Annotated in this window: 16 protein-coding genes and 1 tRNA gene; 10 read left to right on the top strand and 7 right to left on the bottom strand. The window is 58.4% G+C overall.

What is annotated here, in order from left to right:
- Positions 1-58: 58 nt before the first annotated feature.
- The 4 genes from GRI44_RS05415 to grxC all read right to left on the bottom strand — a co-directional run bounded on the left by GRI44_RS05415 (position 59) and on the right by grxC (position 1,833).
- A tRNA-Arg gene (locus tag GRI44_RS05415) sits at positions 59-135 on the bottom strand.
- 127 nt (positions 136-262) lie between these two features.
- Positions 263-745: a DUF1178 family protein gene (locus GRI44_RS05420; RefSeq protein ID WP_160600377.1), complete on the bottom strand. Its 483-nt coding sequence runs from the start codon at positions 743-745 to the stop codon at positions 263-265.
- Complete coding sequence (locus GRI44_RS05425; RefSeq protein WP_160600378.1) at positions 742-1,566, bottom strand: carbon-nitrogen hydrolase family protein; 825 nt, start codon at positions 1,564-1,566, stop codon at positions 742-744. The genes GRI44_RS05420 and GRI44_RS05425 overlap by 4 nt, the downstream gene beginning before the upstream one ends.
- Before the next feature lie 3 nt (positions 1,567-1,569).
- Positions 1,570-1,833 carry a glutaredoxin 3 gene (gene grxC / locus GRI44_RS05430; RefSeq protein ID WP_160600379.1) on the bottom strand — a complete coding sequence of 88 codons (264 nt, stop codon included), beginning with the start codon at positions 1,831-1,833 and terminating at the stop codon, positions 1,570-1,572.
- A 197-nt stretch (positions 1,834-2,030) separates the two neighbouring features.
- Between grxC and GRI44_RS05435 the strand changes: the two genes are divergently transcribed.
- Positions 2,031-2,510 (top strand): Hsp20 family protein, encoded by a 480-nt coding sequence (locus GRI44_RS05435; RefSeq protein WP_160600380.1) that lies wholly within the window; start codon positions 2,031-2,033, stop codon positions 2,508-2,510.
- 479 nt (positions 2,511-2,989) lie between these two features.
- On the opposite strand, the gene GRI44_RS05440 is transcribed toward GRI44_RS05435, so the two are convergent.
- From GRI44_RS05440 to tpiA, 3 genes are all read right to left on the bottom strand, one after another.
- The gene (locus tag GRI44_RS05440; RefSeq protein ID WP_160600381.1) at positions 2,990-4,624 is read right to left on the bottom strand and encodes a CTP synthase; all 1,635 of its coding nucleotides are present in this window, start codon (positions 4,622-4,624) and stop codon (positions 2,990-2,992) included.
- Positions 4,625-4,714: 90 nt separating this feature from the next.
- Positions 4,715-5,116 (bottom strand): preprotein translocase subunit SecG, encoded by a 402-nt coding sequence (gene secG / locus GRI44_RS05445; RefSeq protein ID WP_160600382.1) that lies wholly within the window; start codon positions 5,114-5,116, stop codon positions 4,715-4,717.
- Positions 5,117-5,212: 96 nt separating this feature from the next.
- Entirely contained in the window at positions 5,213-5,986 is a 774-nt protein-coding gene (tpiA, locus tag GRI44_RS05450) for a triose-phosphate isomerase (protein WP_160600383.1), read from the bottom strand.
- 232 nt (positions 5,987-6,218) lie between these two features.
- Here tpiA and GRI44_RS05455 point away from each other — a divergent pair, with 232 nt between their 5' ends.
- The 9 genes from GRI44_RS05455 (at position 6,219) to lexA (ending at position 15,551) form a co-directional block, all read left to right on the top strand.
- Complete coding sequence (locus tag GRI44_RS05455; RefSeq protein ID WP_160600384.1) at positions 6,219-8,150, top strand: peptidylprolyl isomerase; 1,932 nt, start codon at positions 6,219-6,221, stop codon at positions 8,148-8,150.
- A gap of 37 nt (positions 8,151-8,187) precedes the next feature.
- Positions 8,188-9,735 carry an anthranilate synthase component I gene (gene trpE / locus GRI44_RS05460; RefSeq protein ID WP_160600385.1) on the top strand — a complete coding sequence of 516 codons (1,548 nt, stop codon included), beginning with the start codon at positions 8,188-8,190 and terminating at the stop codon, positions 9,733-9,735.
- Positions 9,732-10,586 carry a phosphodiester glycosidase family protein gene (locus tag GRI44_RS05465; protein ID WP_160600386.1) on the top strand — a complete coding sequence of 285 codons (855 nt, stop codon included), beginning with the start codon at positions 9,732-9,734 and terminating at the stop codon, positions 10,584-10,586. The genes trpE and GRI44_RS05465 overlap by 4 nt, the downstream gene beginning before the upstream one ends.
- Positions 10,583-11,197 carry an anthranilate synthase component II gene (locus tag GRI44_RS05470; protein WP_160600387.1) on the top strand — a complete coding sequence of 205 codons (615 nt, stop codon included), beginning with the start codon at positions 10,583-10,585 and terminating at the stop codon, positions 11,195-11,197. The genes GRI44_RS05465 and GRI44_RS05470 overlap by 4 nt, the downstream gene beginning before the upstream one ends.
- Positions 11,194-12,186 carry an anthranilate phosphoribosyltransferase gene (gene trpD / locus GRI44_RS05475; protein ID WP_160600388.1) on the top strand — a complete coding sequence of 331 codons (993 nt, stop codon included), beginning with the start codon at positions 11,194-11,196 and terminating at the stop codon, positions 12,184-12,186. The genes GRI44_RS05470 and trpD overlap by 4 nt, the downstream gene beginning before the upstream one ends.
- Positions 12,183-12,968 (top strand): indole-3-glycerol phosphate synthase TrpC, encoded by a 786-nt coding sequence (trpC, locus tag GRI44_RS05480; protein WP_160600389.1) that lies wholly within the window; start codon positions 12,183-12,185, stop codon positions 12,966-12,968. The genes trpD and trpC overlap by 4 nt, the downstream gene beginning before the upstream one ends.
- Positions 12,969-13,053: 85 nt before the next feature.
- Positions 13,054-14,067 carry a TIGR00341 family protein gene (locus tag GRI44_RS05485; RefSeq protein ID WP_160600390.1) on the top strand — a complete coding sequence of 338 codons (1,014 nt, stop codon included), beginning with the start codon at positions 13,054-13,056 and terminating at the stop codon, positions 14,065-14,067.
- A gap of 49 nt (positions 14,068-14,116) precedes the next feature.
- The gene (gene moaC, locus GRI44_RS05490) at positions 14,117-14,590 is read left to right on the top strand and encodes a cyclic pyranopterin monophosphate synthase MoaC (RefSeq protein ID WP_160600391.1); all 474 of its coding nucleotides are present in this window, start codon (positions 14,117-14,119) and stop codon (positions 14,588-14,590) included.
- Between the two features lie 271 nt (positions 14,591-14,861).
- Positions 14,862-15,551, top strand: a complete 690-nt coding sequence (lexA, locus tag GRI44_RS05495; protein WP_160600392.1) for a transcriptional repressor LexA — start codon at positions 14,862-14,864, stop codon at positions 15,549-15,551.
- The last annotated feature ends 15 nt before the right edge of the window (positions 15,552-15,566 follow it).

The raw sequence follows: 15,566 nt of genomic DNA on the forward strand, positions 1-15,566 counted from the left end.
CCATCAGTTTCCTGCCAGGTGAACCCGAAAATCCCATAAATCTGCGGATTTTCGCTATTGGTGCGCCCGACAGGATTCGAACCTGTGGCCCCCAGATTAGGAATCTGATGCTCTATCCGACTGAGCTACGGGCGCAGATGCGGCACATGCCGCGGGTGTCCGGATAGACAACCGGACAAGTTGTGTCGATTAGCAGGATTTGAGATTCTGACAATTGCCTGTGGGAATTGGCGGTCGGGAGAGAATTTGCGCCGGTCTCTTTTCAGTTCAGGTCTTCAGGTGGAGCAACCGGGAATGGCAGCGGGGCGATGGTGATGCCCTCTTCCGCCAGGTCTTTTGCCTGCGCTGCAGTAGCCTGTCCGTGAATCGTCTGGCTGTCTTCTTCGCCATAATGCATCGCCCGCGATTTTTCGGCGAAGCTATCGCCCACCCAGGTGCTGTCCTTCAGCGCCTTGGCCTGCGCTTTAGCGAGGGTTTCCATGGCTTTGACAACTTCGGCTGGAAGCGGGCCATTGGCCAGAGGTGATGATGGCGAAAGGGCATTGGTTGGAGCTCCACCCTTCCGGGCGGCGCGATTGGATTTGGCCGGAACAGCAGGCGCCATGGGTGCTTTTTCTATGCTGGCGCAGCCACATTGCGGGCAGACCAGAAGGCCGCGCTCATATTGCCGGGCATAGTCGCCTGACGATCCGAACCAGCCTTCGAAGCGGTGGCCGGCACTGCATGACAGGTCGAACACAATCATGTTTGGTCCAAACCCGTGATCGCCTGCTTATTCGCAAGGCTTGGCAGTTGGCGGCGAACGTCCTCAATCCGCGCAAGGTCAATTTCGGCAAAGCCTAATCCGCGGCTTTCCCCCATATCCAGCAGGATGTCGCCCCACGGGTCGATGACCAGACTGTGACCATAGGTCTGCCGGCCATCTTCATGCGTGCCTGTCTGGGCGGCGGCAATCACGAATGCGCTGGCTTCGATTGCGCGGGCGCGCTGCATGATATGCCAATGCGCCTTTCCGGTCGGGACGGTGAATGCAGCAGGAATGGCGATACAATCGCATTTCTGGCGGCCAAGTTCATCGTATAATGCCGGGAAGCGGACATCGTAACAGATTGTCAAACCAAGGCGGCCCAGCGGTGTTTGCGCGGTGACCACTTCCTGTCCGGGTGCATAAGCGCTTGATTCGCGCCAGCTCTCGCCAGTGTCCAGATTGACATCGAACATATGGATCTTGTCATAGCGCGCGGCAATTTCGCCCTGATCGGTTAACAGCAGCGAACGATTGGCCAACCGGCCATCATCCCGCCTTACTGCCAGTGACCCCACGGCGATCCAGATGCCTGATGCCTTTGCTGCCGCCTTGACTGCCGCCAGCGTATCATCCTGTGCCTCGGATGTTATCTGCGCGGCGGCCCGGTCTCGGTTACGGTCCAGCAAACCGCTCATTTCAGGAGTGAACAGCATTGCTGCACCGCCCGCCGCCGCATCCTGCGCAGCGGCAACGATAGCCTGTGCATTGGCCGCAGGGTCAATTCCGGTCGTCATTTGCAGGAGGGCAACGCGCGGCATTTGCTATGCTGCCAGCAAAAGGTCGAGCTTGCCTGACCGTTCCAACGCGGCGAGTTCGTCAGAACCGCCAACATGGGTATCGCCGACGAAGATTTGCGGGACTGTGCGGGCATTGGGCGCGCGGGACATCATCTCTTCGCGCCGGGGGCCGCCCATGGTGATGTCATATTCGTTATATTCGACATTCTTGCTGTCGAGCAGATGCTTGGCCCGAACACAAAAACCGCAGCCGAATTTGGTGTAGATGTCGATTGTAGGGGTGGTCATGGTGCTTCCTTGGTCGGGGGCCGAAAATTGTAAATGTGGCGCGGTTCACAAGACTGGGAAATCTTGAATAGCGCCGGTCAATTCCTATCTGACCGATAGCATCATGCGCCGCAACGGGTATGATGCATCGTCAGGCACAGCGCCACAATTTTGCAGGCTGTGCCTTGTTCAAATTGCTCAAGTGAGGATTTGTTTCGATGTCACGTTTTGATTTTACACCATATCGCCGCTCTACCGTCGGTTTTGACCGGCTGTTCGACTTGCTCGAAAGCCAGGCACGCACCAGTGGCGGCGACAATTATCCGCCCTTCAACATCCACAAACAGGGCGAGGATAATTACCGGATCACGCTGGCAGTAGCCGGCTTCAAGCCTGAAGATCTGGACCTGACTGCACAGCAAAACCTGCTGGTGGTGCAAGGGCGGAAACGCGATGAAAGCGATAGCGAAGGGGAAATGCTGCATCTGGGCATTGCCAATCGCGGCTTTGAACGCCGGTTTGAACTGGCGGATTTTGTCCGCGTGGAAAATGCGCGGCTGGAAGATGGCCTGTTGGCAATCGACCTGGTCCGCGAAGTGCCCGAAGCGATGAAGCCGAAAAAGATTGCCGTGAACGGTCAATCTACGCTGGAAATCGTCAAGAACCACAAGCCCGACAAAGAAGCGAGCGCCGCTTAATCCATAGCAGCGTAGCTAACCTGCCGACTAACCACGGCGTCCTGCTTTTGGAAAAAGGCGGGACGCCATTTGGTATCGCGCCCTTTGGGAAACACGCGATTTGCGAGCATGAATGCAAAGGGGCGAACCCGAAAGTCCGCCCCCGCAGCGCCGAGGCACTGCCTTGTCCGGGATTTACCGTCCGGGTCGCAGAAGACGATGAATCCCGGGACAAGCCTTAAATCTCTATACTACACCCGCCATCTGACAGGTTGGATGCCAGAACACGAAAATCAATTGTTGTTTTTCATACACCGGCACTAGTCACCCATGCGCTAAACTTATCAAAAGATAAAGTACGTATAATCTTAGTGATCTAAAATCATACACGCACGAAAATTATGCGGAAACCTTTTTAAAGGTTCATTTTGAACAGTCGAATGCGGCTGGGGCTTCAGCGCGACGTTTGCAGGATCAGTCGCACCACAGCCGGGCGCTGATTAAACGAGTCGCGATTGGCGCACTGCGGCGGCAATAAAGCCGTCAAACAGTGGGTGGGGTTCAAACGGACGCGATTTCAGTTCGGGATGGAACTGCACTCCGACAAACCAGGGATGGTCCGGCCGCTCGACAATTTCAGGAAGCAGGCCGTCGGGCGACATGCCCGAGAATACCAACCCATCTTTTTCCAATGCTTCGCGGTACGCCACATTTACTTCATACCGGTGGCGATGGCGCTCCGAAATTTCCGTGGCGCCGTGATATACTGCGCTGACATGGCTGTTGCCGGCCAGTTTCGCCGGATATGCTCCCAGCCGCATGGTGCCGCCAAGATCGCCGCCTGCTTCGCGCTGCTGCAATCCTTCCTCGGTCATCCATTCGGTAATAATGCCCACCACAGGTTCGTCCGTCTGGCCAAATTCGGTAGATGATGCGGCTGTGTGGCCCGCCGCGCGCGCGCCTTCGATGCAGGCCATCTGCATCCCGAGGCAAATGCCGAAGAACGGAACGCCGCGTTCACGCGCGAATCGCACGCTGGCAATCTTGCCTTCCGAACCGCGTTCACCAAAACCGCCCGGCACCAGAATGGCGTGGAGCGGTTCAAGCTGGGACGTGATGTCGCCATCATCCTGTTCGAACACTTCCGCGTCAATCCAGCGAATGTTGACTTTGACCCGGTTGGCCATGCCGCCATGCACAAGCGCTTCATTCAGCGATTTATAGGCATCCTGCAAACCGACATATTTGCCGACCACACCGACTGTCACTTCCCCTTCGGGATGGAAATACCGGTCGGTCACATCTTCCCAGCGGGACAGATCAGGGTCAGCCGCATCGGTAATGCCGAAACTGCGCAGAACCTGCGTATCCAGCCCTTCGCGGTGATATTGTAGCGGAACAGAATAGATGGAGGGCGCATCTAGCGCCGGGATCACCGCTTCTGCACGCACGTTGCAGAATTGGGCAATCTTGCGCCGCTCGCCGTCAGGAATGGGATGTTCGCTGCGGCACAGTAGTATATCGGGCTTGATCCCCAGCCCTGCCAGTTCACGAACCGAATGCTGCGTCGGCTTGGTTTTCAATTCACCAGCTGCGGCAATGTAAGGCACCAGCGTGACATGCACGCTCAGCGTCTGGAGCGGCTCGAGCTCGTTGCGTAACTGGCGAATGGCTTCCATGAAGGGCAGCGATTCAATGTCACCCACGGTGCCGCCGATTTCGCACAGCACAAAATCAAGACCCTCTGTTTCGGCCAGCGCGAATTGCTTGATGGCATCGGTCACGTGGGGAATGACCTGCACGGTCGCGCCAAGATAATCGCCGCGGCGTTCGCGGGCGATAATCTGCTGATAGATGCGCCCGCTGGTTACATTGTCGGACTGTTTCGCAGAAACGCCGGTAAAACGTTCGTAATGGCCCAGATCAAGGTCGGTTTCCGCCCCGTCATCAGTGACATAGACTTCGCCATGCTGATACGGGCTCATCGTGCCGGGATCGACATTGAGATAGGGATCGAACTTGCGAATCCGGACTTTATAGCCCCTCGCCTGCAACAATGCCGCGAGGCTTGCTGCCATGAGACCTTTGCCGAGCGAGGAGACCACGCCGCCGGTGATAAAAATAAACCGCGCCATGGGAGTTGGGCCTTAAGGTTCTAAATGGAGTCGGGGCAAGCGAATTGCACCGGCACTATGCCGCAATCCACAGTTCTGTCGAAAATCAGCTTACTCGGTTGCGCCTGAAAGCGGGTCATTGGCAGGAACAGTTGCAGCCGGAGCGGGCGCAGCCGGAACTGCCGCGCCTGCAGGTGCAGGGTTTTCACCAGCCTGGCCTGCCAGCGGATCAGGTTCAGCTGCAACGCTGCGATCCAATGTCGAGGTAATGGCATCACCAGAAGTGGTTTCCACTGCCACTGCCGCCATCGCAATGGACAGAACCACAAAAGCGATTGCCAGCCATTTGGTTGCCCGGGTGAGAAAATCCGATGCCCCGCGTGCGCTCATCAACCCGCTGGGACTGCCGCCCATGCCAAGGCCCCCGCCTTCGGAACGCTGCATCAGAATGACACCGACCAGAGCTGCGGCAACAATTGCCTGAACAACGGTAAGGAATAGGAAAAGGGACATGGGATCGTTTTCTCTGTTTGCTTGGGCGCGCATGTAAGGCCGCAAGCCTGCAAGAGCAAGCGGCGCGGCAATCGACCGGCCAGTTACTGCTGCAAATTACTCCGGCAAATCCACAGCTGCCATTACGATGCCGAGGAAGTTTTCAGCCGATAGGCTGGCGCCGCCCACCAATGCGCCGCCTACTTCATCGGCGCTCAGCAATTCGGTCGCATTGTCCGGTTTGACCGAACCGCCGTAGAGAATGCGCACATTTGCGCCATGTTCAGCGCCATACAGATCCACCAGCGTCGCGCGGATGGCGCGGTGCATCGCGCTGACATCGGCTACGGTGGGGGTCCGCCCGGTGCCAATGGCCCAGATCGGCTCATAAGCGACGGTCAGCGTTTCGGGGCTGGCTTCAAAATGGCTGGCCACGCTTTGCGGCAGGGATGCCCGCAACTGCGCGGTGACAAAATCTTCGGCCGTGCCTGCATCGCGCGTTGCTGCCGATTCGCCGCAGCACAGAATGATGCGCAGGCCGACTGCCAATGCCGCCTCGACCTTCTGGCGGACAATATCATTGCTCTCGCCATGATCCTGGCGGCGTTCGCTATGCCCGAGAATCACGAATTTCGCGCCGGCATCCAGCACCATTCCGGCAGAAATATCGCCCGTATGCGCGCCTTCTTCGCCGGCATGACAATCCTGCGCGCCCACGCCGATCTGTTCCACTTCCTTGTGGGTGGCGTGAATGAGAGTGAACGGCGGGGCCAGCGCAACTTCCACTTTCATCAAGCGTTGCGAAGCACGGTCAATGGCGCGCGCTTCGGACAGCATCGCACGCGTGCCGTTCATTTTCCAATTTCCGACGATATAGGGCCGCTCGGCCATGATTTTTATCCTGAAGTCTGTTTGATGCCTGTGCGAATGACAGGCTGAATGCTGCGTTTGCCCATATGGGGTGCAGGGCCCGCCCGCCTAGAGGTAAGTTGCCTCCACGTCAAAAGACTTGCCCACCTGTTGCGGCAAGACCGCAGGCCGGATAAGGCGGCCCTCAGACATCATTGCCTAAACCACTGCCGGGTTTCGCGCCCGCGCCATCATACCGGACTTGCACCTCATCATGCTCAGCGTTTTCCGCAACTTCTTCAAATCCAAGGTCGGCATCGTCGTGACCCTGGCTTTCCTGGGTATCATCGCCTTTGCATTTGCCAGCGCGGATGTGTCCAACACCGGGACCTTTGGCGGCGTTGCCGGGGGCAACCGGGTTGCAGTCGTCGGCGGCGAAAAGATCAGCAGCGCCGACCTTGCCCGCGCGGCCAATTCCTCGCTCGACAATGTGCGGCAGGATAATCCCACCATTTCAATGCCGGTATTTTTGCAGCAGGGCGGTCTTGGTCAGGTTCTTGACCAGATGATCGACCGGTCGGCCATCGGCGGATTCGCGGAAAAATACGGGCTGCGGGCTGGCGCAAATCTGGTGAATAGCGAAATTATCGCCATTCCGGCATTTCGCGGCGCCAACGGCAATTTCGATGAAAACGCCTATCGTCAGGCCATTGCCGCTCGCGGGTTGAGCGATTCGCTGGTCCGGCAGGATCTTGGCGACGGCCTGCTGGCCAAGCAGATTCTGGTGCCGGCATCCTTTGGCGCGGTGATGCCTGACAAATTCGTCAGCCGTTACGCCTCCCTGCTGAAAGAACAGCGCAAGGGTTCCATCGGCATTGTGCCCAGCGCCGCATTCGCGCCCAAGACAGCGCCAACCGAAAAGCAGGTGCAGGATTTTTACGCCGCCAGCCGCGGCGATTATATCCGCCCTGAACGGCGCGTCATCCGCTTCGCCAGCTTTGGCGCGGATTCCATTTCTGGCTCGCTTGAGCCAACCGCGCGCGAAATTTCCGCCAATTACGAGGCCAATCGCGAAAAATATGCTGCCCGCGAAACGCGCGGCTTCAGCCAGCTGATCGTCCCCACCCAGCAAGCCGCCAATGCCATTCGCAGCCGCGTTCAGTCAGGTGGATCGCTGGAAGCTGCGGCCCGTGAAGCCGGGCTTGCGGTGGCCGCGATTGGCCCGTTTGACCGCCAGCAATTGTCTGGCCAGGCTTCGGCTGCCGTTGCCCAGGCCGCTTTTGCCGCAGCGCGTGGCACCGTTGCCGCCCCTGCCCGCAGCGGCCTTGGCTGGCACGTGATCCGCGTGGATTCGGTCGACAAGACCGCCGGGCGCAATCTGGACCAGGCCCGCAGCGAAATCCTGACCACGCTGCGCGAGGAAAAGCGCCGGACTGCATTGGCTGACCTTTCCGCGTCGATTGAAGAACGCCTCGAAGAAGGCGAATCGCTGGTTGATGTGGCGAAGGAACTGGGCATTGAGCTTCAGACTACCCGCCCGATCACCGGCAATGGCCTTGTCTATGGCTCGCAGAACGAAACCGCGCCTGAAATTCTCGGCCCAGTGCTGCAGACCGCTTTCCAGATGGAAGAAGGTGAGCCGCAATTGGCAGAAGTGGCGCGGGGTGAAACCTTCATGATCTTTGAAGCCAGCGACATCACCCCGTCTGCTGCTGCGCCACTGAAAGAAATCCGCCAGCAGGTAGTGGCAGGATGGCGTCTTGCGGAAGGGTCAAAAGCGGCGCGTGCTGCGGCTGACCGCATTCTGAAGCGCATGCAGGCCGGTTCCACCATCGCGCAGGCGACTGCGGCTGAAAAGATCAAGCTGCCGCCGGTTGACCCGATCAATCTGTCGCGCGAGCAATTGGCCGCTACAGGTCAGGTTCCGCCGCCACTGGCGCTGCTGTTTTCCATGGCCGAGGGCACTGCCAAGAAGCTGGAAGCGCCGCGCAACGGCGGCTGGTTCATCGTGGACCTGAATGACATCGTTGCCGGCACCATCAGCAAGGATGATCCGATTTTTCGCCAGGCCAAACGTGATCTTGGCATCACGACAGGCCGTGAATATGCTGAACAACTGCGGATCGCCATGCGCGAGGAAATGGGCGTTGAACGTAACCAGCCTGCAATAGAAGCCGTTCGTAAACAGCTTTCAGGCGAAAATTGAGACTGTCTGCAGCCGTGTTTTTCCTGATTCCAGCCCCATGAGTGCAACCGCAGGTCATTTGCCCGAAAATGCAGATAACGCCATGGCCGCACTTGGCGCGGGCAAGCCTGCGCTGGTGTGGCGCAAGATTGTTGCCGATACAGAAACGCCGGTGGGTGCCGCGCTCAAACTGATCGAGCCGGGCCGCGGCGATTTTTTGCTGGAATCGGTTGAAGGCGGCGAAGTTCGCGGACGCTACAGCCTGCTGGGGCTCGATCCTGATCTGGTTTTTCGCGCATCCGGAAATGCGGCTGCCATCAATGCCCACTGGCGCACTGATCGTGCAGCCTTTGCTGAGTGCAAGGCCAGTTCCCTCGATGCCTTGCGCGCTCTGGTGGCTGATTGCCGGATCGACGTGCCCGATGGCCTGCCGCCTGCCCTTGCCTGTCTGGTCGGCTATTTCGGCTATGAGACGATCGGCCTGGTTGAAAAGCTGCCGCGTGCGCCGGAAAATCCGCTCGATTTGCCTGACATGCTGTTTGTCCGGCCCACGCTTATTCTGGTATTCGACGGATTAAGCGAGGAGCTTTTCGCCATCGCGCCGCTATGGGCCAATGATGGCGCAGAAGACAGGTCAGCGTGCCGCGGGATCAAGCAGGCGGTGGAGCAGGCAGGCGAACGCATTGATGAAGCGCTGCGCCGCCTTTCGCTGGCAACGCCTAAGCCTGCTGCCGCAGCGCCGGTCCATGATCTGGCCCTGACGCCGGTGATGGCGGAAGGCGAATATCGTGACATGGTGCTGCGGGCGAAGGACTATATCGAAGCTGGCGACATTTTTCAGGTGGTGCTCGCACAGCGGTTCACCTGTCCTTTTCCGTTGCCGCCAATCTCGCTCTACCGCGCTTTGCGGCGGGTCAATCCATCGCCCTTTCTCTATTTTCTTGATCTGCCAGGTTTCGCGGTGGTCGGCTCCAGCCCGGAAATTCTCGTGCGTGTCCGCAATGGTGAAGTTACCATCAGGCCTATCGCAGGAACGCGTCCGCGCGGTGCCAATGCGGCAGAGGACAATGCAGCAGAAGAAAGCCTGCTGGCTGATCCCAAGGAACGGGCAGAACATCTCATGCTGCTGGATCTGGGCCGCAACGATGTCGGCCGCGTTGCTGCGCGAGGGTCTGTGGAAGTGACTGCCAGTTACACCGTGGAAAGGTACAGCCACGTCATGCACATCGTTAGCAACGTCGTCGGGCAGCTTGATCCTGCCCATGATGCGCTGGATGCCATGTTTGCCGGTTTTCCCGCCGGCACTGTCAGCGGCGCGCCCAAGATCAGGGCGTGCGAGATCATTGCCGAACTGGAACATGAAACGCGCGGAGCCTATGCCGGCGGCGTTGGCTATTTCGCGCCTGATGGCTCGGTCGATAGCTGCATCGTGCTACGCACTGCGGTGGTCAAGGACGGCATTATGCATGTTCAGGCTGGCGCAGGGATCGTGGCAGATAGCGATCCCGCCTATGAACAGCGCGAATGTGAAGCCAAGGCGGGCGCACTTATTGCAGCGGCACGCGAAGCTGCCCGCATTTCCGCGCAGCCGGATTTCGGCCAATGAAAGCCTTTCTCTCCCTCCCTATTGCCTCGCTCGCCTGTCTCGTGCTTACCGCCTGCGGGCCGGAACCTGCTGGCCAGCCTGTGATGCGCACGGAAATCGGCAGCGGCAAGGCCGACAACATCGGTCCGGCTGAACCTGCAGCGCCAGTCTCACCGCAGCCATCCGCCTGCACCAGCGTCACTTTTGAAAATGCAGGTTTGATCCATTGCGTGGCGGACCCTGCGGTTCACACCATATCAATGGTTCTGGGCCCGCAAGGCGGTGAGCCCTATCGCAGCCTGGCAAAACTGGCCGAGGCGATGGCCGGCGACACTGCCTCTGTCGCCTTTGCCATGAATGGCGGCATGTTTAACGGTGAAGGGAAGCCGATCGGCTATTATGTCGAAAATGGTGAAAGGCTCAAAGAACTGAGCCAGACTAATGGCAGCGGCAATTTTCATCTGAAACCCAATGGCGTTTTTTACGGTACCAAGGGCAAATGGCAGGTCAAAACCTCGGACGAATTTTACCGCACTGTCGGCGACCGCCCGCAATTTGGCACGCAGTCAGGCCCAATGCTGCTGATTAATGGCAAGCTGCACCCGGAAATTACCGAGGATGGTCCATCGCGCACCCTTCGTAACGGGGTGGGCGTGGATAGTCAGGGCCGCGCGCATTTTGTCATTTCGCAAGGGCCGGTGTCTTTCGGCAAACTGGCGCGATATTATCGTGACGTGCTGAAAACGCCCAATGCGCTCTACCTCGATGGAAGCGTGTCATCCCTGTGGGATCCGGCCAGTGGCCGCGTTGACAGCGCAGCGCCGATTGGCCCCTTGATCCTGGTGCAAAATCAGGAGAAAGCCGCGCCATGATCCTGGTCATCGACAATTACGACAGTTTCACCTTCAACCTGGTCCATTATCTCATGGAACTGGGCGCACCGGTGCAGGTGGAACGAAACGATGCCCTGACCGTGCAAGATGCGCTTGCCAGCGGTGCCCAAGGCATTCTCATTTCCCCTGGTCCCTGCACCCCGAACGAGGCCGGTATCAGCCTTGATCTGGTAGGTGCGTGCGCCAATGCCAGGTTGCCGCTGCTTGGCGTCTGCCTTGGCCATCAGGCTATTGGCCAATATTTTGGCGGCAAGGTGGTGCGCGGCGGGCTCATGCATGGCAAGACATCCCCTGTGACCCATGACGGCACCGGCGTGTTCAGCACCCTGCCCTCACCCTTTACCGCCACCCGCTATCATTCGCTGATTGTGGAGGATATTCCCGCCATTCTCGAGGTGAATGCCACCAGCCAGACGCCCGGCGTTGATGGCTGTGCGGTAATGGGCTTCCGCCACGCCTCGCTGCCGATCCACGGGGTGCAATTTCATCCTGAAAGCATCGCGACGCAGCATGGCCACGCATTGCTGGCCAATTTCCTTTCAATCTGCGGTATCAAGCCAGATTTTCCACAAGCAGGCCTTCCCCAATGAGAAACCTGCCTCAGGCCGACCAGCATCTGACTGAAACAGAAGCAGAAGAGGTGTTCGGCGCATTGCTGGACGGGGAAACCAGCGAGGAAGAAATCGCCCGTTTCCTGACGGACCTTTCCGACAGAAGCGAAACTTCGGAAGAAATTGCCGGCGCTGCCCGCGCCCTGCGCGCCCGCCTTATTCCCATTGCCGCGCCGGACAATGCCATCGACGTGTGCGGCACCGGCGGTGACGGGCACCACACGCTGAATGTGTCTACGGCAGTAAGCCTGGTGGTGGCGGCAGCAGGCATTCCGGTGGCAAAGCATGGCAACCGCGCCGCTTCGTCAAAATCGGGCGCGGCCGATACTCTGGAAGCCCTGGGCCTTGATATGGAAGCCGCAGGCAGGACAGCGGAAAAGACCTTGGCCGAACTGGGCATTTGTTTTCTGTTCGCCAAAAATCATCATCCCGCCATGGGCCGGATACAACCCATCCGCCAAAGACTGGCGCGGCGGACGATTTTCAATCTGATGGGACCATTGTCCAATCCTGCAGGGGTGAAAAGCCAGCTTATCGGCATTGCCCGCCCGGCCTATGTGCCGATCTATGCCGCTGCCAAGGCGAAATTGGGGACGCATAGAACCATGATCGTGTCGGGCGACGAAGGGTTGGATGAATTAAGTCTCGCGGGCGGCAATGAAGTGGCCGATGTGCGCGGCACCGACTTTGAAATGAAGCGGGTGGATGCGTCTGTTATCGGCATTGCCCACGCCCCTGTAGAAGCCATTCGCGGCGGTGACGCTGCCCATAATGCCAAGGCATTGCTGGCGCTGCTGACCGGGACGCCTGGACCCTATCGTGACGCGGTCATTTTCAATTCGGCAGCGTCGCTGCTGGTTGCAGATGCATGCCCAACCTGGGAAGAAGGTGCGGCCACGGCAGCAGAAGCGCTGGATTCCGGCAGGGCACACAAATTGCTGGGCCAATGGATAGACATGGCGAAATGAACAAGCTCGAAGAAATCTGCGCGACCAAGCGTGAAGAAGTCGCAATTCGCAAAACCCATGCGACCATGGCCGACCTCGACAGGCTTGCAACCGCGCAATCCCGGCCGCGCGGCTTCCGCTCTGCCCTTGAACACAAAGCTGCAAGCGGCTTTGCCCTGATCGCAGAAATTAAGAAAGCATCCCCCTCCAAGGGTCTGATAAGGGATGATTTTCGGCCAGCAGAGCACGCCCGCGCCTATGAACGCGGCGGGGCGGCATGCCTGTCTGTGCTGACAGATGAGCCCTATTTTCAGGGGCATGAGGATTACCTGGTCGAAGCGCGCGCTGCCTGCGCCCTGCCCATCTTGCGCAAGGATTTCATGGTGGACCCGTGGCAGGTTGCAGAAGCGCGGGCCATCGGCGCAGATGCCATTTTGATCATCGTGGCAGCTCTGGAGGATATCCAGATGGCCGAGTTGGAAGCAGCTGCATTCGAACGCGGGATGGATGTTCTGGTGGAAGTCCATGATGAAGCCGAAATGGAGAGGGCAGCGAAGCTCAAATCGCGGCTGATTGGCGTCAACAACCGCGATCTGAAACGTTTTGAGACCGATCTTGGCGTCACCGAGCGCCTTGCTCCGCTGGCACCGGCAGGCACATTGCTGGTGGGCGAAAGCGGAATTGTGGCCCATGCCGATTGCGTGCGGCTTGCGCGATCCGGGGTTCGAACATTCCTGGTCGGGGAAAGCCTGATGCGGCAAGATGACGTTGTCGCAGCAACAAGGGTGCTGCTAGGCCAGTGATGGCAGGTGAAATTACTGTGGGTCAACACCCGGCCCGGCGGTAAGCCAATGCGGCAGCCAGCCTCTGCGTATTGTGGGAGATACCATGTCTGCCCGACTTGTTGAGATTTTCCTGCCCGAACCCCTCGTCACGCAGCTTGAAACCATTTTGACGAAGCACAGCCGCCGTTTCTGGCGCGAAGCAGTGCCCGGCGGGCAGGAAAAATACAGCTGCATCGTGCAGCAACGCTATACCGAACGGCTGCTCGTTGAATTGGATGAAACCTTCGGGCAATTGCACAGCTTCACGGCTTATGTATCTGATTTGCAGGCCGTTTTGCCAGCCATCGCTGAAACTGCCGAAACCGAGCTTCCCGTAGCTAATGCCCGCCCCCCTTCCAGGCTGGAACGGTTTTTCAGCCGCGACCGGATCAGCACTGATGAACTCTATGATGATATTGAAGACAGCCTCGAGATAACTCCAAACTATCTGCTGACGGTCATCCTGTCGGCTATCATCGCTGCGCTCGGTATGCGCAGCGGGCAGACGGCGGTGGTTATCGGCGCCATGATCATCGCCCCGCTGCTGGGCCCGACAATGGGCGTTGCATTGGCCGCAACGTTGGGCAACCCCCGCATGGGCAAAAACGCCCTTTCAACCTTACTGACAGGGTCGCTTTGCGCCATTCTGGCCGGCGTGGTGGTGGGCTGGCTGGTGCCGATTGATCCGCTTGTGCCGGAACTGCGCAACAGGACCATGATGTCTCCGGCAGATGTGGCGCTTGCGCTTGCGTGCGGTGCGGCCGGCGTTCTGGCTCTCAGCCGCGGCGCTTCGCTCTCGCTGGTTGGCGTCATGATCGCAGTCGCGCTGGTTCCGCCCCTTGCGGCGACAGGCATGTTCATTGGCGCAGGGCAGCCCTCCATTGCTGCTGGCGCGTTGTTTTTATTCGCAGTCAATCTGGTATGCGTGAATGTGGCTGGTATCATCATGTTTCTGGTGCAGGGTTTGCCCCCCAAGAACTGGCGGATGACCTTCGGCATTCTCTTGCTATGGATCGCCCTGCTGGTGGTTCTGGCGGCCCTCATGGCCGCAGGTGTGCTGTTGGGCCTTGCCGGATAGGGCGGCACGATAATGCAGCGGGGGTTTTTGAAGGAAAGTGACCGAGTAAATGGCCGATCTGACGCATCTTGATGACTATGGCAAAGCCCACATGGTTTCTGTGTCGGGAAAGGCCGAAACCGTGCGCAAAGCCGTGGCAAGCGGGCGGATAGTCATGTCGAAGGAGGCACTGGCAGCGATCAGGGATAATGGGGTTCCCAAGGGGGATGTGTTTGCCGCCGCGCGCATCGCCGGCATCATGGCTGCCAAAAAAACCGCGGACCTCATCCCCTTGTGCCACCCGCTTGCACTGGAAAGCGTTACGGTTGATTTCATTGTGGAAGAAGATGCCATTCGGGTCTGCGCAATGGCAGCGCTAACTGGCAAGACCGGTGTCGAAATGGAAGCACTTACAGCGGCTTGTGTGTCCCTTTTGACAATTTACGACATGGTAAAATCGATCGACAAGGCGATGGTTATCGAAAATGTTCGCCTGCAATCCAAAACCGGCGGCAAATCCGGTGACTGGCACGCCGCTGCCTGAATTGAGCCAGTGCCTCGCGGCGAAGCGTGGACAAGGTGACGTGATTGTCACCAATAGCGGCGCATCTGTGAAGCACCATGATTTCGCCCGCCCAACTATGGAATATTGGATCGCACAGGCGCGATGGGTGAAAGCGTGAACAAATGTTCCGCTCTTTCAGATGAAAAATGGCTGATTAGCTTGACTTGCTAAAAATGGTTGCCTAATTGTTCTTCATTCGTTCACCATATTGGTGGGGCGGATCGTTTCAGGCGACCAAGGAGTTTTCGCCATGCTGACTGCCAAGCAGCACGAACTTATCCGCTTCATTCAGGAGCGGCTTGAAGAAACCGGGATTTCGCCTTCATTTGAAGAAATGAAGGAAGCTCTCGATCTCAAGAGCAAATCGGGTGTGCACCGACTTATTTCCGCCCTGGAAGAACGTGGATTTATCCGCCGTCTGCCTAACCGCGCACGTGCGCTGGAAGTTTTGAAACAGCCCGAAAACGCTGTTTCAGGCGCACCGAGAACTACGGCCACGGACAATGTTGTGGCTATGCCTAAACCGGCACGAGCGCCGCAGCGCGAACCTGCAAATGATGTTATCAACATACCCCTGCATGGGCGTATCGCCGCCGGCGCACCAATCGAGGCGCTGGAAGGGCAGGCCAGCCTCCCTGTGCCGGCCGCCTTGCTTGGCCCGGGTGAACATTACGCGCTCGAAGTATCGGGCGATTCGATGATTGATGCGGGCATTTTCGATGGCGATTTCGCTTTGGTGAAGCGCACCGATGTGGCCCGCGATGGTGAAATCGTGGTGGCACTCGTCAATGACGAGGAAGCCACGCTCAAATATCTGAGGCGGGAAAACGGCAAAGTCTGTCTCGACCCAGCAAATTCCAGCCATGACCCGCAGGTGTATATGCCTGATCAGGTCAAGGTTCAGGGCAAACTGGCAGGCCTGCTGCGCCGCTACCATTGATGTATCGGGGCGGGC

Source organism: Allopontixanthobacter confluentis (assembly GCF_009827615.1).
GTDB classification, from domain to species: Bacteria; Pseudomonadota; Alphaproteobacteria; order Sphingomonadales; family Sphingomonadaceae; genus Allopontixanthobacter; species Allopontixanthobacter confluentis.